General features: G+C 57.3%; 20 protein-coding genes. 13 read left to right on the forward strand and 7 right to left on the reverse strand.

The annotated features are described in order from the left end of the window. Nucleotides 1-147: 147 nt before the first annotated feature. Nucleotides 148-1,515 carry a hypothetical protein gene (locus tag VMT30_05040; GenBank protein HVQ44301.1) on the reverse strand — a complete coding sequence of 456 codons (1,368 nt, stop codon included), beginning with the start codon at nt 1,513-1,515 and terminating at the stop codon, nt 148-150. 206 nt (nt 1,516-1,721) lie between these two features. Between VMT30_05040 and tatA the strand changes: the two genes are divergently transcribed. The 3 genes from tatA to VMT30_05055 are packed head-to-tail and all read left to right on the forward strand — an operon-like array spanning nt 1,722 to nt 3,038. Then, entirely contained in the window at nt 1,722-1,901 is a 180-nt protein-coding gene (gene tatA / locus VMT30_05045) for a twin-arginine translocase TatA/TatE family subunit (GenBank protein ID HVQ44302.1), read from the forward strand. Between the two features lie 7 nt (nt 1,902-1,908). Further along, nucleotides 1,909-2,814, forward strand: a complete 906-nt coding sequence (tatC, locus tag VMT30_05050; GenBank protein HVQ44303.1) for a twin-arginine translocase subunit TatC — start codon at nt 1,909-1,911, stop codon at nt 2,812-2,814. Then, on the forward strand, nt 2,811-3,038 hold the full coding sequence (locus tag VMT30_05055) for a hypothetical protein (GenBank protein ID HVQ44304.1): 228 nt from the start codon (nt 2,811-2,813) through the stop codon (nt 3,036-3,038). Before tatC ends, VMT30_05055 begins: the two co-directional genes overlap by 4 nt. Here the strand turns inward: VMT30_05055 and VMT30_05060 are convergent. Continuing rightward, on the reverse strand, nt 3,033-4,391 hold the full coding sequence (locus VMT30_05060) for an ATP-binding protein (GenBank protein ID HVQ44305.1): 1,359 nt from the start codon (nt 4,389-4,391) through the stop codon (nt 3,033-3,035). The two genes, VMT30_05055 and VMT30_05060, sit on opposite strands and share 6 nt — an antisense overlap. A 51-nt stretch (nt 4,392-4,442) precedes the next feature. After that, nucleotides 4,443-5,114 carry a response regulator transcription factor gene (locus VMT30_05065; GenBank protein ID HVQ44306.1) on the reverse strand — a complete coding sequence of 224 codons (672 nt, stop codon included), beginning with the start codon at nt 5,112-5,114 and terminating at the stop codon, nt 4,443-4,445. A gap of 214 nt (nt 5,115-5,328) precedes the next feature. Between VMT30_05065 and VMT30_05070 the strand changes: the two genes are divergently transcribed. From VMT30_05070 to VMT30_05115, 10 genes are all read left to right on the forward strand, one after another. Continuing rightward, on the forward strand, nt 5,329-5,766 hold the full coding sequence (locus VMT30_05070) for a hypothetical protein (protein ID HVQ44307.1): 438 nt from the start codon (nt 5,329-5,331) through the stop codon (nt 5,764-5,766). 77 nt (nt 5,767-5,843) lie between these two features. Further along, on the forward strand, nt 5,844-6,752 hold the full coding sequence (locus VMT30_05075; protein ID HVQ44308.1) for an archaeosortase/exosortase family protein: 909 nt from the start codon (nt 5,844-5,846) through the stop codon (nt 6,750-6,752). Beyond that, nucleotides 6,749-7,132, forward strand: coding sequence for a hypothetical protein (locus tag VMT30_05080; protein ID HVQ44309.1), 384 nt, complete (start codon nt 6,749-6,751; stop codon nt 7,130-7,132). Before VMT30_05075 ends, VMT30_05080 begins: the two co-directional genes overlap by 4 nt. 149 nt (nt 7,133-7,281) lie before the next feature. After that, nucleotides 7,282-7,758: a hypothetical protein gene (locus tag VMT30_05085; protein ID HVQ44310.1), complete on the forward strand. Its 477-nt coding sequence runs from the start codon at nt 7,282-7,284 to the stop codon at nt 7,756-7,758. Next, nucleotides 7,751-8,194, forward strand: a complete 444-nt coding sequence (locus tag VMT30_05090) for a hypothetical protein (protein ID HVQ44311.1) — start codon at nt 7,751-7,753, stop codon at nt 8,192-8,194. The genes VMT30_05085 and VMT30_05090 overlap by 8 nt, the downstream gene beginning before the upstream one ends. A gap of 46 nt (nt 8,195-8,240) precedes the next feature. Further along, nucleotides 8,241-8,717 carry a hypothetical protein gene (locus VMT30_05095; GenBank protein ID HVQ44312.1) on the forward strand — a complete coding sequence of 159 codons (477 nt, stop codon included), beginning with the start codon at nt 8,241-8,243 and terminating at the stop codon, nt 8,715-8,717. After that, nucleotides 8,714-9,178, forward strand: coding sequence for a hypothetical protein (locus VMT30_05100; GenBank protein HVQ44313.1), 465 nt, complete (start codon nt 8,714-8,716; stop codon nt 9,176-9,178). Before VMT30_05095 ends, VMT30_05100 begins: the two co-directional genes overlap by 4 nt. 27 nt (nt 9,179-9,205) lie before the next feature. Further along, nucleotides 9,206-9,655, forward strand: a complete 450-nt coding sequence (locus VMT30_05105) for a hypothetical protein (GenBank protein ID HVQ44314.1) — start codon at nt 9,206-9,208, stop codon at nt 9,653-9,655. Then, nucleotides 9,652-10,935, forward strand: a complete 1,284-nt coding sequence (locus tag VMT30_05110; GenBank protein HVQ44315.1) for a polysaccharide pyruvyl transferase family protein — start codon at nt 9,652-9,654, stop codon at nt 10,933-10,935. The genes VMT30_05105 and VMT30_05110 overlap by 4 nt, the downstream gene beginning before the upstream one ends. A gap of 18 nt (nt 10,936-10,953) precedes the next feature. Next, nucleotides 10,954-11,466, forward strand: coding sequence for a hypothetical protein (locus VMT30_05115; protein HVQ44316.1), 513 nt, complete (start codon nt 10,954-10,956; stop codon nt 11,464-11,466). Here the strand turns inward: VMT30_05115 and VMT30_05120 are convergent. The 4 genes from VMT30_05120 to VMT30_05135 form a co-directional block, all read right to left on the reverse strand. After that, complete coding sequence (locus tag VMT30_05120) at nt 11,463-13,238, reverse strand: glycosyl hydrolase family 28-related protein (protein ID HVQ44317.1); 1,776 nt, start codon at nt 13,236-13,238, stop codon at nt 11,463-11,465. The genes VMT30_05115 and VMT30_05120 overlap by 4 nt on opposite strands. Before the next feature lie 321 nt (nt 13,239-13,559). Beyond that, a complete protein-coding gene (locus VMT30_05125; protein HVQ44318.1) occupies nt 13,560-15,335 on the reverse strand; it encodes a glycosyl hydrolase family 28-related protein in 1,776 nt (591 codons plus the stop codon). Nucleotides 15,336-15,679: 344 nt separating this feature from the next. Beyond that, nucleotides 15,680-17,692, reverse strand: coding sequence for a glycosyl hydrolase family 28-related protein (locus tag VMT30_05130; GenBank protein HVQ44319.1), 2,013 nt, complete (start codon nt 17,690-17,692; stop codon nt 15,680-15,682). A 20-nt stretch (nt 17,693-17,712) separates the two neighbouring features. Continuing rightward, nucleotides 17,713-19,725, reverse strand: a complete 2,013-nt coding sequence (locus VMT30_05135; protein ID HVQ44320.1) for a glycosyl hydrolase family 28-related protein — start codon at nt 19,723-19,725, stop codon at nt 17,713-17,715. Nucleotide 19,726: the final 1 nt, after the last annotated feature.

Below are 19,726 nucleotides of genomic sequence, written 5' to 3' on the forward strand. Positions count from 1 at the left end.
TTATAAAAATAGAATCCCGCGTTTACATTAAATACCGCTTAAATAAAGCACCATTCCCCCCCCAATAACAATATAAGTCATAATACTATGACTGTCAAGGTAATCTAATGAAAACTATTCTTTTCAAGGAGATGATCGCCCACGCCGCTACAGCAACTCAAGCAAGTCCGTCTGGTCATAATAAGGAATCGGCCGGGCGTCATCGAAGCCAATAAACAGATTAGAAAACAGGGTATTCCGGTCTATAGTATCGCTCGTTAAATTATGAGCTTTCGACAAGAACGTTATCGCTTTGCCATTCTGGCTAATAGAGGGATCTAGGCTGTGATTATCACTCGGTACCCCATTGTGCGATGCCCGGCTAATGAGGCGCGTGGCACCAAAGTTGGTGTAGTACAAAAAGACATCAATATTGGTGGTGTCGGCCCGAACCAAGTTGGGTGCGTAGGACGCGTAAACCACATATTGGCCATCACCACTAATATCGGCGGCAAAGCTGTTGTCGGTACCGAGCGCCCCCTTGGTCGATTTGCTAACGAGCGTAGTAGTGCCTTTCGCGCGGTTATAGAGAAATACATCCACTTTGTGATTGTTGTCACCGGGCACCAGGTTCGGGGCGGTCGATTCGTAGACGATGAAGTTTCCATCCGTGCTTATGACCGGTTGGGTAGAATTGCTAGCGCCAAAACCGTATAGGCCACTAGTCACGAAGATAAGATTGTTGTCCCAAAGATCGTATAAATAAATATCGGGCTGACCATTATAATCAAAGCGCGTGAGCCGTTCGTCGGTTGAAAACGCAATAAAACGACCAGTATCGTTTATGGTCGCGTCCCAAAAACCACTCTCACTAATCTGATCATCCGCATTGGTGAGCTCAATCACTCGTGTCGTCCGTCCTTCGAGGTTTCGTATAACGAGGCGGTAGCCATCCGTATTGTTTACCGTGCGATGGTAGGTCAGAAATGTCACATACCTGCCGTCGCGGGTAATAACCGGCGCCTGGCCGCCGACGCCCGTCTGGATGGCCGGAAGCCGCCGCTTACCGTCTGAGTCAACGTTTACGGCTTGAGTATATTTTGTTATCAGGTCATGCACGATTATGTTGGTGCAGGGGTCGGCTGACCCCAGGCAAAATTTGTCCAGGCCAGGCGCCACATCGCGCGCGGTCGTGGCATAGGCTACGAAGCGACCATCGGCCGAGATCGTCGGCACATAGCTACCGCCCGAGGCCGGCTCGCCCGCCGCATTACGACTAACGAGGATGGTTTTTTGAGTGATGCGATCGTAAGCGTATACCTGTTCCATGGCGTTATGGGGGCCACTCGTTAGGTTGCTCGACGGTGACGAGAATACCGTTACGCGGCCATCGGCACTTACGGTGCGCGCCCGAGCTTTGTGGATGTCTTCATTGGCGCCCGCGCCAGTTTGCCCCTTGGTGGCGAGCGTTGTGGTGCTTAAGCTACTGGCACCGGCGCTCGCGAGCGGGATCGCAGCTAGGATGCCTCCTGTCATTACGGTTACGATTGCTTGCCATACCCTGGTTTTTAGTAATTTTTCCATACGACCCTTTGCACATTACTTGCATGCTACTTATAAGCCAACGAGATGAATTTATGATGATACCCGGGGCAAGCATTGCTGGCACCCTCCGTCCCCACTTCATATTTCTTTAAATTTCTTATGGTATAGTCACCCCAATTAACTTTGTGAGGTTACGGATGCCCAACCTTGGCGTCGGAGAACTATTAGTAATTTTGGCGATCATCTTGCTGTTGTTCGGGGGCAAGAAACTACCCGAGCTGTCGAGGAGTCTGGGCGAGGGGGTGCGTGAACTGCGCCTGGGTCTCAAGGGAGGATCAGATAAGCCTGATGAGGCAGCCAAGCGTAAGGCGAAGTAGGGACACCATGCCTGCAAGTTTATCCGGGCGGCAGCCCTTCATCGAGCACCTGCATGAGCTCCGTCGACGGTTATTCTGGTCGCTGGGGACGGTGGCGATTGGCGCGGCCGCGGGCTACCAGTTGCATCAGCAGCTGATGGATATCCTGCTTCGGCCCTATGGCCAAAAGTTGTACTACTCATCGTTGACCGGCGGTCTCGATTTTCTGATTCGGATTTGCCTATTTTTTGGCATTCTCGTAGCCATTCCAGTGGTGACCTATAATCTGCTGCGTTTCATCGAGCCGGTCATGAAGCACGGCTTTCATGCCCGCATCCTGAAGCTTTTGGGCTGCTCCGTGGCGTTGGCAGTGGCTGGGATTATGTTTGCGTATTTTGTCTGCCTGCCGGCCGCCGTTCAGTTTTTGTCCAATTTCGGCGGAGGTCGAATCCAGGCCCTCGTATCGACCGATCAATATCTCAACTTTGTCATGATTTACCTGGCTGGTTTCGCGGCCATCTTCCAGCTCCCGCTGATACTCCTGTTTATTAATCACGTCACGCCCTTGCCGCCGAGGACCCTCATGAAGCAACAGCGCATCTTCATCGTGGCTAGTTTTGTAGCGGCGGCGATCATCACGCCCACGCCGGATGCCGTTAATATGGCCATTATGGCGCTGCCGATGATCCTGCTTTACCAGGGCACCATTCTCGTGATCTGGCTGCGCAACCGGGCGAGGAAGGGCCCAGTCGAGCTCGCGCCTGAGCCCGCGCCAGTGGCGGCCTCCCGCGCAGTGGGCGTACTGGATCTCACGCGGCAGGTACCAGCGCCAAGGCCGCGCCCACCCGCCAACCTGCTCGACCTACGCGCCCCCAGCTGGCCAACCTCGCCCCCACCTTCTCATCAGCTAAATTTAAGGACAAAAGACCAATGACGAACATCAGCCAATCCGTTCGCGAATTATTAAAAAAGGATGTCGACCGCAAGGAATTTCTGGCTCACATCGGAGCAGCGGTCGTGGCCGTCTCGGGCATTGCGGGCATCATAAAGGCCGTGGCAGAAGCAGACGGCAAAGCCAAGCCGATCTCGGGAGGCTACGGCGCTAGTGCCTACGGGGGAGCGGCCAAACCGGCCAACGTTCAAAGGCGGTTTCTATAACGGCTCCGGCTTATGCCTGAACGGGAGCTTCACGATAAACTCCGTACGATCGCTGCGCGGACTGAGTCTAAGGCTACCCGAAAAACTTGTTTCCACCGTCTGCTTTGCAATAAATAAGCCCAGACCCAGACCGGTTTTCTTGCTGCTATGGAATGGTTTGAACAATTGCTTTCGCTCAAGCTTGGGAATGCCCCGTCCCCAATCGCTTATGTGAATGCTCATATGCGTATCATCCCACCGAGCCGATATATCGACGCGCCGATCATGAGAGGAGATCGCCCCTGCACCGGGATCGGGGTAGGCGTCAATCGCGTTACTCACAAGGGTTGCGATAACCTGGCCGAAACAGCTGGAGTCACCCAAGTACTCCCGCGAACCAGCCGGAGGCCGCCAGTCGATAGCAACCCCAGCATCCTTGGCTTTGTAATGCAAAAACGTCACGACTTCGGTCATCTTCCGAACCATGTCGAAGGCTTGCTCCTTGGGCTTTCCCTGCAGCCGTTCGCGCGTGCTATCCACGATGCCCTCGAGGTAAAGCAGTATTTCCTTGGCCCGGGCGAGTGTTCTCATGTGCTCTTTGTCTTGCAGATCCTCAATCTCAAGATTGAGGGCAGTCAAATGGTTGGCCAGATCGTGCAGCAAGGCAACTCCTAGCTGGCCCAGTTCGGCAAAACGATACATATGTCGCATTTCTTCTACTTGCATATGGCGCAACTGAGACGTGCGTTTTTTGACTTGCCGCTCGAGAGTATTCTTTTGAAGCAACAAAGCCGACTCCGCCCGCTTCGCCTGGTCCAGGGAGCGTTCCATGTCTCGGTTGTAGAGCCAACATACGAGCGCCAGCATGCCAAACACCACGCAGTATGTCAGGACGTCGCCAAAAGTTGATTGGTGCCGCGTCCAAGAAATATCGGGCGAGTGCCAGCCAAAGACAATCGCCACTTGCGCCCCCATGAGGACCGCACCGGCTGCAAGCGCCGCAAACAGCGAATGACGCGAGGTCAGCAAGACGCCGGCAAGCACAATAACGAGCGCAAAAATAAGTTCCCCAATCGGGGCATTTAAGCCCCAGGTCCAGATGATCCCGGTGGCTATCAAGATATAGAACGAAATGATCAAGCAGGCCGCCGCATAATGATAATTGCGACGTGCCAGCAGCTGGGCCACGGCAATATAGAGCAGTGCCAGACAACAAACACCCATTCCCACGAGCACCTTGGGGCTGGTGAAGACTTCGTGCCCCGCCCGCACAGCCAGCCAAATCCACACCACCCCTATCCCGAAGTAGCTACCAGCCACCATGGTTTTACAAATCACTTGGATATTACGAAGCGTGTAATTCAGTGGGTACATGCTTTCCTAGTAGCCATGAATGACCATATTGCAACGTAAACGCTCCGTTTACTATTTGTCATCAACCATATAGCCAATACCGTAGGCGGTTTTAATGAGCGATCCCCCAAAAGGACGGTCCACCTTGTCGCGAAGGTTCTTGATATGAACATCGACAGTGTTGTTCCATCCCTCGGTGCCGGCTTCCCACACATGCTCCAGAATCATCGACCGGGTGAGCGCGCGGCCCTTATTCGCGACCAAGTACTCGAGCACATCAAACTCTTTGCGGCGCAGCGGAATGGTTACACCCGAGCGCGATACATGGCGGCGGGTAATATTAACGGTGAGATCACTCACGCCGACAATTTTCTCCTCATGTAGTTCGGTGCCTCGGCGCAACAACGCGGCAATGTGCGCCTTTAAAACCCCTCCGTTAAATGGCTTTGTTAGGTAGTCGTCTGCACCACAATTAAGGAGTTGGATCGAAGTGAGGGGGTCCTTCTCGACCGTTAGGACGAGGATAGGAGCAGTAATTTTCAGGCTACGCAGTTCACGACAGACATCCACCCCGCTCATGTCCGGCAACCCAACATCGAGAAGAATGAGGCTGTACTGGACTGCGCAGGCACTTTCAACGCCCTCACGACCCGTGTGTACGGAGTCAACTACGTAGTGAGCATAAAGAAGCTTTCTTACGCTGGCAACAAGCAACTGATTGTCATCAATATAGAGGATTTTCATTATCAAAAATAATTAATTATCTATAAAAGAAAAATACTGAGAACTTATTAAGATGCTATGAACTTTTGCGCAAAAACGTGGGGCCGGAATCAACGGTCCCACGGGGCCCAAAAGTGATTTTGGCGATATGTCCAGGAATTCAGACTGAGTTAATCACTAGTCCATACACTACCGCTATTAGAACTTAAACAAGGATCGTAGAATGAAAAAAATAATGGCTGGATTATTAGCGGCCGTAATCGTGTCGGTAGGTGCAGCATCGGGCGGCGCCCATGCAGCTGGTACCCCGCCTCAAACCGACGTCACCGGAGTAATCACCGAAAATAGCATAGCGGTGGCCGGTGCGACAGTTACCGTGACCTGTAACGGTAACGCACAGGTCGACACCACCACGGACGCCCATGGCTCGTATCTCGTAGTTTTCCCCGTGGCTGACTGCGCTTTCGGTGATACCGTCAAGGTTGTAGCCAAGAAGGGCGGCAAGAGCGGTGTCTCGAGCGGCACGGTTACCGGAATCACCACGAAGCTCAATCTCGCTATTGTGAACGTCTCAATCCCTGAGTTTGGCCTACTGGGATCGCTCATGGCCGGTACTGCCGGGATCGGCATGCTCGCCTACATGCGCCGCCGCCAACAAGACTTTGAAGCGTAGCCATCGCTAGGGTTTTAGAGCCAGTGCGCCGACTAAAAACTATCAACCCGCTGCTTCAGCGGGTGATAGTTTTTTCGGTGCTATTCGTTGCCATCTCGGGAGCCATCGGGCCACGCATTATTAGCGGCGGGATTCTCTTCAGCGGCGGCTTTGCCGTGTATGGCGGAGCCGGCAAGACACTGCTCTTTAGTCTCATCAGCTTCGGGTTGCTCGTGCGCCGCCGCCGCCTCCTCGTTGCGTTGCAGCCATGGCGCCCCGCCGATCTTGGTTGGATCGTGGCCTCAGCGGCGGCATTGGCCTTGGCATGGGCAAACATTGCCCGCTTGCTGGCTGGCCAACATCAAGTCCAGGCGATTGCGCTCGCCCACGCCGGCCTCATCTTGGGCATCGCCTTGCTGGCCGTTGGCTGTCTGGGGGCAAAAAATCTCCGGTCGCTAGGGTCCATATACCGGCGCGAGATCGTGGCCTCGCTGGCTCTCGGCGCCTTATTTTACCTATTTTTGCTGGCGGTCTACGCCCTCTGGCGTCCGCTGGCCTCCGTGGTGCTCCTTTGTGTCCGAGGTCTGCTCGCCCTAGGCGGCCTTCACGCCGTCATGGTACCGCCCAACAGCCTCATCTTCGACAAATTCGGCATCACCGTCGCCGAATATTGCTCCGGTATAGAATCCATTGCACTCTTTACGGGCCTCTACGCCATCGTGGGGCTGCTCGATTGGGCCCGCCTCAATCGCTTCCGCTATTTCGCCATCTTTCCGTTCGCGCTGCTGGCGCTGTTTGGGCTCAACATCCTGCGCGTTTACGGGCTCATCTTGGCAGGCTACTACATCAATCCCGAGCTTGCTTTCAGCCTGTTCCACACCTACGCCGGCATGGTGTTCTTCATGCTCTATAGCGCCGTTTTTTGGGCCGTAGCCTACAAATATTTGATTACGACATCGGCGCCTCTTGACCATAAACACGTAATCGCGAAAGGTAACCCATTATGAAAAAGCCCATCATAATCATCAGCCTAGCCGCCGCAGCCCTGGCCGTCACGGGGGTAACGGCCGCCCGAGCCGCCACTGCTCCGGCCGGCGAAACCGACATCACCGGCATCGTGACGGAGTTTGGTGTCCCGAGGCAGCGAAACGCGACCTTTGTCGAGTGCAAAGGGCTCCAAAAGTTCGACGATTCCGACGCCAAGGGGGCCTATCTCGTTACCTTTACGGCCGCGGAATGCCCAGCCGGATCGTCGGTTACGGTCGTAGCCGCCAACGGCAGCCGCCCCGGCCGCGCCTCGGGTACCGTGCGGGGCATTACCACCAAGCTCAAGACGGCCGCCGTGAACGTGCAAATACCCGGTCCCGAACCGGCGCAGAACCATTAAGCATGGAAGGCTCGGATGATGATAACGAAAGTAATAAAAACCACGTTCTTCGCAGCCGGACTACTAGCCGTCAGTTTGACGCCCTGTCTGGCAAACGCCACCTACACTCGCCGCCGCACCGCCCAAACAGCCCCTCTCGGAGGTCAATCATGAAACGATTCATCGCGAGCTTGAGTCTGCTGGCTGCCGCGGCGGCAGTTGGTCTGGCGCCGAGCCCAGCCCGGGCTGCCACTCCGGCCGAGGTGAAAATATCCGGGGTCGTCACCGAGCACGGCCAGCCTGCCGCCGGAGTACAGGTCCTCGGAGATTGCGGGCATTTCGCGAAGTATGGCCAACATCTTACCGGTGTCGACGGCGCCTATCAGATTACCTTCACCGTCGATCAATGCCCCATTGGCACTCGTATCAGAGTTTTTGGGTTTACCTCCGACTACCAAAAACGAGCCGAGGGGGAGGCCGCCGCGCAGCCGGAGGTCGTCATCGACATGGTTCTCACGAGCGTCATCTCCGTGCCCGAATACGGCTGGTTGGGCGGCATTCTAGTGGGTGGGACTGGATTGGGCGCCCTTGCCTACACCCGCCGCCGGGCCCAATACAGCCCACGAAAGGCAGCCCCACATGCCTAAAAGCATATTGGGCGTTTTCATAACCCTCGGCTTAACCGCAGCCGTATTTGCGCCGCAGCCGGCCCACGCCACGTTTGATCCCGTTTACGACGTGCAGGGCTTCGTGCACGACGAGACCGGTAAGCCCGTTGAGGGCGCGGACGTTTACATCGTTTGCGGTGGCGTAGAAGTAGAACTCACCAGATCGGACGTGGACGGTTCGTACCATTCCAATATGGACCAATGCCAGGTTGACTGGACCATCCAGGTAGACGTCCGCGCCCCCGGCGCCCGCCTTGGTAGTGCCTCCAGCATCGGGAGCCCGCACATGCACCTCGATGTTGTCGTCAGAGCAAACACTTCCATCCCCGAGTACGGCTGGCTCGGCGGCCTCATGGCCGGGGGTGCCGGCGCTGGCGCCATCGCCTACGCCCGTCGCCAGTGCGCGCGTCCTTAACCCCGTCTGCTCGGAATATCATTATTTTTACGAAAGGTAGGACCAAATGAAGCGACGAACAATAATAAAATCAAACATAATAACCAGTACCCTTTTGGCGGCAGCGGTGGCAATAGCCAGCTTCGCGCCGCGGCCGGCCGACGCCGCCGTCAACGATTCAGTTCAGCTTACCGGGCTCGTCACGATTCAGGGCCACCCCATGCCCGGGCTCGAAGTTGACATCGAATGCTGGAGCACGGGGTTCCAGGCTCACGCCGTCACCAACGGCAGCGGCATCTATTCCCACTTCGCGACCGAAGCGTTCTGCCCCCTTGGCTCGCAGCTGAAAGTACGGTTTGAGTCAGTCGGCTTGAGCGGGTATGTCGGCTTCAACTACAACACGATTCAGAAGGTGACGGTGACAGATATTAGTCTGGTGCGCAAAAATGTTGTCCCGGAGTACGGTTGGCTGGGCGGGTTGCTAGCTGGTAGCGCCGGGATTGGTGCGATGGCCATAATGCGCCGCCGGTACGTCAGCTTATGAAAAAGCCACTGTCAATAGTATCTCTGGCCGCTGTTTCCGCCGCAGCCCTCTTGGCCGCCCAGCCAACCCAAGCCGCCGGTACCAGCACCATCGCTGGCCCGGTCATCAAGCAGCGCCAGCCGGTAGTTGGCGTCGTGGTCTCAGTGTACTGCGGCCGGATGGAAGAGCACCACCATGTGGCCGATAGCGCACCCACCGACGCTACCGGCCACTATCGTGTCACCATCACCGAGGCCCAGTGCCCGCGCGGCCATTACGCGCAGGTATTCGCCGGCACGAGCTTCGAATGGGTCGGCCTATCCGCGGGCAATCTAGCCGAAAACAACCGTTTCGATATTTACCTCGAACATCGTACCTCAATACCCGAATACAGCTGGTTGGCCGGCTTGCTCGCCGACAGTGCAGGCTTTGGCGCAATTGCCATGATGCGCCGGCGCCAGGTGGCTCACCGAGAACAATAAGCATCACCACGAAAGGCAGGCCCCAGAATGAACAAGATAGTAGCAGGAATATCCCTCATCGCAGCCGTAATCGCCGTAAGTTTGGCACCGCACGCCGCCCATGCCGCGGCCCAGTACCAATTCGAAGGCTACGTTTACGACTCCGACGGCCAACCCGTACCCCAGGCGCCGGTCACCGTAGACTGCTATACGCACGGGGGGATAACTCCCATCCTTGGCACCACCAATGTCTTCGGTCACTTCATCATAGACTACTCCACCGACGTGTGTCCCGATGGCTCGGGCATCACCGTGTCGGCCAAAACCGCCGATGAATTTGGCTCTACCGACGCGATGGCATTCGGCGGAACCTTCATCAATCTCGATCTCCACAAAGTCATCTCCGTGCCAGAGTACGGCGGCCTCGCCGGCGCACTGGCCGCCGGAGCCGGCATCGGCGCCCTTGCCTACACCCGTCGCCGCCACGCGCAGCTATGACCGCCCAGCCCAAAACCATCCTCATCACCCACGTCTACTCCAGCGACAACAAGGGCGACGCCGCGCTCACCAGCGTCTTAATCCAAGACCTCAAGCGGAAATTCCCGAGCGCCACTCTTACCATCCTCAAGCTTGAATCCGTCGAGCCGGGCGGGCGGTTTGAGGGCGTGCCCGAAAAACCCAGCTTCATGTATTACGTGGCCAATCGATACCGCCACCCGCTCCTCAAGCTCGCCTACGCCCTCGCCATGATGGCCGCCACTTTGGCGTGGGCGGCCTGGTATCGCCTCACGGGCTGGCACGGCTATTTGCCGCCGCATCTGCGCCACATCGCTCGGCTCTACGAGCAGGCCGACCTCATCGTGCCGGTGGGCGGTGGCTACATCCGCAGCCGCCAGGGGCTCGTGATGCGCTTCAATGTCCCGCTGCTGCTCCATCCGTTGCTGTTTGGCTACCTGTTGCGCAAACCCACCGTGCTGTATTCGCAGTCCATCGGCCCATTTCACGGCCGGCTCGACGAGCGATTGGTGGCCTTTGTGCTCCGGCGCATGACGCTCATTCTCCTGCGCGAGGACACCTCCGCCGCCCTATTAAAAGATTTAGGCGTCACGCGCAACGTTAAACGCGCCATCGACTCCGGCTTTCTGCTCACAAGCTCGCACAAAGCAGATATTCGCAACCAATATCACATTCCAGCCGACCGGCTGTTGGTGGGCGTCACGGTACGGTCGTGGCTAAAGGGGGAGGCCCAACGCACCTACGAAGCCGCCGTCGCGGCCGCCCTAGACGACCTCCTCGAAACCTCGGCCGCGCATGTCATATTCATCCCCCAGGTCACGGCCAACAAAGGCGACGACGATCGCGTGGTCAGCCATCGAGTGCGCGACCTCATGCATCATCCCGCGGCCACCACCGTCGTCGATGGCACACCCGATCACCACCGCATCAAAGCCCTGTACGACAACCTCGATATCCTCCTCGGCACGCGCTTCCACTCTGTGATCTTCTCGCTTACCTCCTACGTACCCGTGCTAGCCATCGAGTACGAGCACAAAACCAGCGGCATTATGCACGACCTCAAACTCGATCGCTGGGTCATAAAGATCGAAGACGTCACGTCGGCCAAGCTTATCGAGCAGTTGCACAGGCTCGTGCGAGAACAGCCCCATTATCGCGCCCATCTGCGCAAATACCTGCCGCAATATATCTTGCGGGCCGAGAAAACCGTCGACATGCTCGCAGATAGCTACTTTGCCGCGGCTCAGTATCGCGCAAAATAAGCATAATGGAGATAAACCATGACCCAGCCTATCCAAAATCGACTAGCAACCCATGTTGCCATCCTGCGCCTGGCGTTTGGCGCCATTTGGGCCGTCAACGCCGCCCTGAAATGGATGCCTTCGTTCGCGAGCAGCTTTCTCGATTCCGTTAACGGTGGCGCCCAAGGCCAGCCGGCTTGGTTGGGCCCATGGTTTCATTTTTGGAGCCAAGTTTTAGGCAGCCAGCCCCAGGCTTTTGCCAGCCTGGTGGCGGTCCTCGAGAGCGCGATAGCAATAGCGTTGATTACTGGCTTTGCCCGGCGAACCATCTATCTTGGCGCCGCCGCCATGAGCCTGCTTATCTGGGCGATTCCTCAGGGATTTGGCGGCCCCTACACGAGCGCCTCGACCGACATCGGAGCCGGGATCGTCTACGCGATGGTCTTCTTTGCCCTTTATGGGCTAGAGAGGCTGGCAACACCCGCGCGCTGGGCGGTCGATAATCTCATCATCCGCAAGCTGCCATGGTGGAGCGTCGTCGCCAGCCCTTAGCCGATCACCGAATAGTCAAAATTCAAAATCGACCCGCCCTGCAGCGCCGCGCGCGTAGAGATCGTAAACCCCGTAGTGCTGCGTGCCGACACGTACAGCGCCGCCGCCACCGCCGAGTGATCGGTAATCATAATGCTCAGCGGCGTCGCCAGAAACGCGCGCGAAAACGCCACTGTGCAAATCACCCCCGCCGCGGTGGGGGAGGGCCGCACCGCGGCCGAAATATTGCCGGCGATGTCGCGCACCTGTATCCCGGGGTTGGCGTACGTCACTTGCGCGCCCGCCGTCACGCGCGCCGGCGTCCCCACCCCCAACGGCCGGCCGTTCGAATCAATCGCCAATCCCTGGATGTTGTACGTCTCATCCTGAAACTCCATCAGCCGATTCGTTGCTACGCTCGAGGGCCGCACAATCGCCAGCCCCTTGTCCCCGTCGGCCGCCGCGCGGATCAGCATCGATATATTCGTGACCGGAGTAGAATTTATCCCCACATACCCCTTCGTGGCCTCGATCTGAAATTTCCCGGCCGCAAACCGTGCCGCCCCACTAGCCCCCACCACGCGCCACTTTTCGGTCGCATACGCATCGGAGAACCCGGCCGTATCCACGCCGTTGGGCACTATCAGCGCCGGCCGCGTGGAGTTGGCATCCACCTTCACTAAGTCTTTGCCCGTGACGTGATCCGTCACGCGAAACGACGCCGGTGCATGAATCGGCAGCTCCAGCCCCATATGCGGGTCGCCTTCGAGCATCGTGGTGGCCTCGCCCATGATATCCTCGCCGCGGTTGATCCAAATGCACGCCACCATCACCTCGGTGGCTGCCGGCTCAATGAAGAATGTGGCTTGTGCCGGGTCTTCGGTGGGGTAAAACGTACTGACCTCGTGATACATGTGTGGAGTGCCGCCCAGAACATGCGTCAGGCTGTTCGCCAGCCCCGTAGCGAAGCCCCATTGCACGTACACGTTTGTCATAAAGATTTGCGTGCCCGAATCCTCAATGGCGTTAATGGGCGTGCTGTACCCAGTATCAAAGGCCATCATCGCCATATACAGTTGACTCACATAGACGACTGTGCAGCCGTCCGCTATCTGAAACGCCGCCCCGGCCAGCACCGACGATTCCATTTTGCACGCCACCATGAAAATGCCATTCAATTTGCTTGCCGATCCGTTGGCCGCACCATCGAGCCGCAACGCTCCGTTGCGAAAACCCTCCCAGCGACACGTTACAAAGTGGATCTGATTCGTATTATCAAGGCTATATCCAAAGCTTCCCACGGGTAGACTATTGCGCAGGAGCGTAGCCGGTGCGCTTGCGCTGCCACAATCCTCCCAGGCGCAGCTTTCAAAGCGCGTATCCCAGACCTCCGCCAGGTCCACTGCTGTACCCTGGCAGTGAATAAAATTAAGATCACGGAAAATAAAGTTATCAGCGTAGTACGAACGAACCAAGAGCCCCGGCAACCCGCCACCGTCGATCATCAAGTTGGTGAGCGAGCAATATCGCAAATGCCCAATCGTGGTCGCCGTGCCGCTGATATCAATGAGCGGCGCCGTGCCGCTCAAGCGTACCAGCCGCGTCCCAAACCGCGCCGCCCCCGACAGCGCCGTGCCTTTATTGCTAATCTTGAGCCCCCGGATCATAAACACCCCCCGCGGGAATTCCACCAGACCCCCGCCCACCGCCGCGTTTATCGCAGCCTGGATGGCGTTGGTGTCGTCGGTCACCCCGTCGCCGACCGCGCCATAATCCGCCACGTTAATCGCCAGCTGCTGCGATGGCGGCAGCGCCACATCTCCCGCCGACTTCCACACCAGGTCGTTGCCATTGTTGGATAGGACCAGATTGTTCAGGTTGGCTCCGGTTGGATTGGTGGTGCGCATATGGCGAATCCCAATCGACCGACTTTGCAGCGCTGCGCTGCCGATGCTGTCAGTTTTTTGCGCACCATCATCGGCATGGGTAATCAGCAAGTAATCATTCAATATCGCCGCCCAAGCGTCAACGTCACCTCCCGGAACGGGTAATCTTGCCATAATCCCTCCACTTTCTTGTACTAACGACTATCGCGCGTTGGTCTTAACTACCCATTAAGCCGTTACCGTATAGTCAAAATTGAGGACCAAACCTGGCAGGAGCGCCGATCGCGTCGAAACCGTAAAGGCACTAGCGCTTCGCGCCGATACGTAGAGATCACCCGAAGTTACCGAGTGATCGTACAAAATGATGGCCAACGGCGCCGCCGCGTACGGCCGCGAAAACGTCACAGTGGCGATTGTGCCAGGCGCAGTCGGCACGGGTCGGACGGTAGCCGTAATGTTGCCGGCCACGTCTCGCACCTGTACGCGGGGACTGGCGCTGTTGGCTTGATTGCCGGGCGAAACCCGCGGCGGCGTCCCTACCGCCACCGGCCGGCCGTTCGAGTCAAAAGCCTGGCCTTGGATGTTGTACGTCTCATCTTGAAATTCCAGCAGGCGGTTAAAGGAAGTGCTCGATGGCCTCACGACAGCAATACCACGGTCGTCACCGGCCGCCGCCCGCACGAGCATGGCTATACCGGTGAAGGGCGTCGCGTTAATTCCCACATAGCCCTTTGTGCCCTCTATCTGGAACTTTCCGCCGGCAAATCGCGCTGCTCCCGTAGGCCCTACAATCCGCCACTTTTCCGCCGCATAGCTGTCAGAAAACCCAGCCAGGTCAAGCCCATTTACCGCATTTAGAGCTGGCCGCGTGCCAGTATTGTCGAGCTTTAGCAGGTCCTTGTGAATAACATTAGAAGTAATCTTAAACACACCCGATGCATCAAGTGGCAAAGTCAGCCCTCGGCTCGCACTTGAGATCGTCACTGAGGACACATCACCAACCGTCGGCTTGCCGCGGTTGATCACCGTACTCGATACAATTACATCTTCGGCTTCAGGCTCTGCAATAACCGCCGCCTCCGTTGGGTCCTCTGCCGGGAAGAACGTATCAAGCTTGTAGTACATATGCGGGCCGCTGCGATAAATATGTACCAAAGACCGGGCAATGCTCAGCTCGGCACCCCATTGTATATACACGTCCGTCATAAATACGTGCGAGCCGTGATCCTCGATCGCGTCCAGCGGTTTTACCAGATCCGGATCCACCGCCATCATGGCGATATAGAGCTGGTTCACAAATACAATTGTGGTCCCCTCCATGATCTGGAAAGCCGGCCCCGCAGCATGGCGGCTTTCCATTTTACACGACACCAAAAATATCCCGTTCAACAGATTGGGCGACCCATTAGCTCCGCCGTCGAGCTTTAGAGCGCCATTTCGCCAGCCTTCCCAGCGGCAGCCCAAAAAATGAATCTGGTTCGTATTATCAACCCCAAAGCCAAATACCCCCGAGGGCATAGTGTTGCGCAAGAGCACGGCCGGGTCGCTCAGGGAGCCGCACTCCTCCCAGCTGCTGCTGAAAAATCGCGTGTCCCACACCTCCACGAAGTCCATAGAAAGCCCGTCGCAGTTAATGAAGCTCACGTCGCGGTACACGAAGTTGTCGGCAAAGATCGATCTCAGCAGCACCCCCGGCTGGTAGTTGCCGCTCAAGGTAATGCTCAGAAGCGAACCGTACTTAATGTGGCCGTCAAGCGTCGCGGTGCCACTAAACTCAATCAGTGGGTCGGCGCCGCTATGCCGCACGAGTCGTGTACCCCAGCGCGCTTCGCCGGTGATGGTGATGCCGTTCTTCTTAACTTTGAGCCCGCGCACAAGATAGGTACCGCGGGGAATATGCACCACACCGCCATTGGCCGCGTAGTTAATAGCAGCCTGTATCGCAGCGGTATCATCAGCGACACCATCTCCTTTCGCGCCAAAGCTAAGCACGTTGATCTGCAGTCTATCGAGCGGCACCTTCGTCGTATCGCGCAAAACCTCGCCAACCTTCCGCCAGACGAGTCGCGTATTGTCGTTGGTGAGCACGAGATTTGTGAGCATTTGATCTGCCGGATTTTTAACGTCGAGATCATGAAGCTCTACCGAATGAGCCGGAATACTTTCTACGCGCTGCGATCCGTCCGGATTGTGCGATACCAGCAAGTATTCATTTAACACTCCCGCCCAGGCATCAACATCGCCTCCGGGTATCGGTAATCTGGCCATAGTAATGAAATCTCCTTTTGGCTTCATTAATACCAAAGAAGAATGAACTGTTTATTAATTAAGTACCGGTTTCAATATGGTTAGGCAACCACGAGATATTCAAAATTGAGCAACGATCCGCCCGCCAGCGCGTTGCGCGTGGACACCGTAAATCCGGCGGTGCTGCGCGCCGACACGTACAGATTGGCGGCTACGGCCGAGTGGTCGGTGAGCATAATCGTCAGCGGTGCCACGGCGTACGGCCTCGAAAACGTCACCGTGGCAATGGCGCCGGGCGCGGTGGGGGAGGGGCGCACCGCGGCCACGATATTGCCCGCCACATCGCGCACCTGCACCCCCGGGTTAGCGTAGCTCACCTGCGCGCCGGGCGTCACGTGCGGGGGCGTGCCTACCACCACGGGCCGGCCGTTAGAATCAATCGACAAGCCTTGAATAGCGAAGGCCTCGTCCTGAAACTCCAGCAACCGGTTGGTGGCCGTGCTCGTAGGCCGCACGATGGCCAGACCCCGGTCGCCCTCGACCGCCGCCTTGATGAGCATGGCAATCCCCGTAAACGGCGTAGCATTAATGCCCACGTAACCTTTGGTGGCCTCAATCTGGAACTTCCCTCCCGCGAACCGCGCCGCGCCCGTAGCCCCGATAATCCGCCATTTTTCAGTCGTGAAGGCATCGGAGTAGCCCACCACATCCACCGCATTCACTGCTTGCAGCGCCGGCCGGGTGGGGTTATCGTCGATTTTTACCAGGGTATTGCCCGTAGTTTGATCCGTCACCCGAAACGAGCCCGGATACAGCAGTGGAACGTTAAGGCCGGTCATCGGGCTGCTGCCGAGTACTTGGCTAAAGTTGCCCAGCCCATCGGTGCTGCTATCCGTATTTGACCACAGCGTGGTGACCGTCACGTCTACCACCCCGGGCTCCACCCAAATGGTGGCATGCGAAGGAACGCCAGTGGTGTAAAACGTCGTGATTTCCTGATACATATGGGGAGCGTTGCCGATAATATGTGCCACCGAGCTGGCGATGCCCGGTACATCTCCCCAGTGCACAAACACGTCCGACATAAAGATATGCGAAGCGTTATCCAGTATCACATCGATGGGCGTGGAGTAGCCTGCGTCAAAGCCGGTAACGGCCACATACAATTGGTTCACAAAGATAACCGTGGAATTTTCCAGCGCCTGAATGAACGGCCCGGCGGCCACGAGCGTTTCCATTTTGCACGAGACGAAGAAAATACCATTGAGCAATTCCGTGGAGCCACCAAAGGTTCCGTCCAGCCGGACCGCACCGTTGCGAAAACCCTCCCAGCGGCAGCAAGTGAAGTAGATCTGGTTGGTGTTATCGTCGCTGAAGCCAAACGTACCGGGCTCCGTGCTATTGCGCAGCAGCGTGCAGGCCTCGGTAGCCGAGCCACAATCTTCCCACGCACACTCGATAAACCGCGTATCCCAGACCTCCACAAAATCGATAGCCGCTCCCACGCAATGAATGAAATTTATCTGCCCATACAAGCAGGTGTCGGCATAATACGACCGCAGCAATGGCCCGGACATGAAGTTGCCGCTAAGCATGATGTTGTTGATGGAGGCGTAGCGGATGTGGCCGATTTTGGTGCCCGATCCGCTAATGGTAATGAGCGGAGCGTTGCCGCTCTTGCGCACAATCCGCGTCGCCCAGCGGCCATCGCCCAAGATGTTGGTGCCTTTATTGCGCAGGACGAGGCCGGTGACCATATAGACGCCCCGGGGCAAAAAGATGGTGCCGCCGTTGACGGCCGCATCGATGGCCGATTGGATGGCCGCCGTGTCGTCGGTGGCGCCGTCGCCCTTGGCGCCGTAATTGCTCACATCCAACACCGTATCGGCCCGCCACTTCAGATTGACTCCGTCGTTCGATAGCACAAAATTGCCGATAGCTTGCCCGGCGGGGTTGATCGTTTTCAGATCCCCCAGCCCCACTGTCGCCGCCGCCAACGTGCTCACCGCCTCCGCCCGCGGCGTCCCATCCGGATTGTGCGCCACCAACAAAAAATCATTTAATACTTTAGCCCAAACGTCGTGATCGCCGCCTGGCTTGGGAAGCCGTGCCATATCTATACTCCTATTATTAATTAAGCTGCTACGGTGTAGTCAAAGTTCAGAATCGAGCCTCCGGGTAGGGGTGAGCGTGTCGATACTACAAAGCTGCTGCCGCTGCGGGCCGAAACGTACAAGTCCGCGGCAATGGCCGAGTGGTCGTTGATGGCGATAGAGAGCGGAGCAGCGGCGTAAGGCTTGGAAAAGGTAATCCGCACAATGGTGCCTGGTGCCGTGGGGCTCGGCTTCACGGCCGCCGTGATGTTGCCGGCAATGTCGCGCACCTGATCGCGCGGGTTGGCGTAGCTCACTTGAGCACCGGCCGTCACCGTCGCCGGAGTGCCCACAGCCACCGGGCGGCCACTGAAGTCGAAGGCCTGCCCCTGGAGCGTGTTGGTTTCATCCTGAAACTCCAAGAGCCTACCGACCGCCGCACTGGTGGGCCGCACAATCGCCAGCCCCCGGTCGCCGGCCGCCGCGGCTTTCACGAGCATGGCAATCCCCGTAAACGGCATAGCATTGATCCCCACATAGCCTTTGGTAGGCTCAATCTGAAACTTCCCGCCCGCAAACCGCGCCCCGCCCGTGGCACCGATAATCCGCCATTTTTCGGTGGTGAAGGTGTCGGAGTAGCCGATCAAGTCCACGCCGTTCCCCGCCTGCAGCGCCGGCCGGGTAGTATTCGCATTAACTTTTATCAGTGCGCGGTCTGTGACCTGGTCGGTAATCTGAAAGGCGCCCGGATACTCCAGCGGCACGTTCAGGCCGGTCATCGGGCTGCTGCCCACCACTTGGCTGAAGTCGCCCAAGCCGTCGGTGCTAGTAGGCGCATTCGACCACAGCCTCGTAATCGTCACATCGGAGGCGGCCGTCTCGGTCCAGATTGTAGCGTGCGAAGGAACGCCGGTGGTATAGAAGGTGGTGACGCTCTGATACATATGCGGCGAGTTGCTCATAATGTGTGCCACCGAGCTCGCGATACCCGGCACATCCCCCCAGTGCACAAAGATATTCGACATAAAGATATGCGAAGCGTTGTCCTGGATCACGTCAATGGGCGTGGAGTAGCCCGCATCAAAGCCGGTGACAGCCACATAGAGCTGGTTTACGAATACCACCGTCGTATTATCGGTCGTCTGAATGAAGGGCCCAGCCGCCACAATCGACTCCATCTTGCACGACACAATGAAGACTCCGTTGAGCATCTCCGTGGAACCGCCAAAGGTCCCGTCCATCCGAATCGCGCCGTTGCGAAAACCCTCCCAGCGGCAAGAGCTAAAGTAAATTTGGTTAGTATTATCCCTGCTGAAGCCAAAATTTCCCGGAGCCGTGCTATTGCGCAGTAAGACACAGGCCTCAGTCGCCGAACCGCAGTCTTCCCAGGCGCACTCCAGGAAGCGCGTATCCCAGACCTCCACAAAGTCGATAGCCCGGCCGACCGTGTGAATGAAATTTATCTGCCCAAATAAACACGTATCAGCATAATACGACTGCACCAATGTGCCGGGCATAAAGTTGCCGCTGAGCATGATGTTGTTGATGGACGCATATCGCAAATGCCCAATCTTGCTGCCCGACCCGTTCATCGTAATCAGCGGAGCGTTGCCGCTGAGCCGCACAATCCGCGTCGCCCAACGGCCGTCGCCGAGGATATTGGTGCCTTTGTTACGCAGGACGAGGCCGGTGACCATATAGACCCCGCGTGGCAAAAACACCGTGCCGCCGTTGATAGCTGCGTCGATGGCCGATTGGATAGCGGCCGTGTCGTCGTGGATGCCGTCGCCGACGGCGCCATAGTTCGTCACATCCAGCACCGTCGCGGCCTTCCACTTCAGGTTGATCCCGTCATTCGACAGCACAAAGTTCCCGATCGCCTGTCCCGCCGGATTGCTTGTTTTCAGATCCGCCAACCCCACCGTAGCCGCGGCCAGCGTGCTCACTGCCTCCGTGCGCGGTGTGCCGTCCGGATTGTGCGCCACCAAGAGAAAATCGTTTAATACTTTGGCCCAAACATCGTGATCGCCGCCTGGCTTGGGAAGCCGTGCCATA

The sequence above is a fragment of the Candidatus Saccharimonadia bacterium genome, from assembly GCA_035544015.1.
Classification (GTDB): Bacteria; Patescibacteriota; Saccharimonadia; order UBA4664; family UBA4664; genus UBA5169.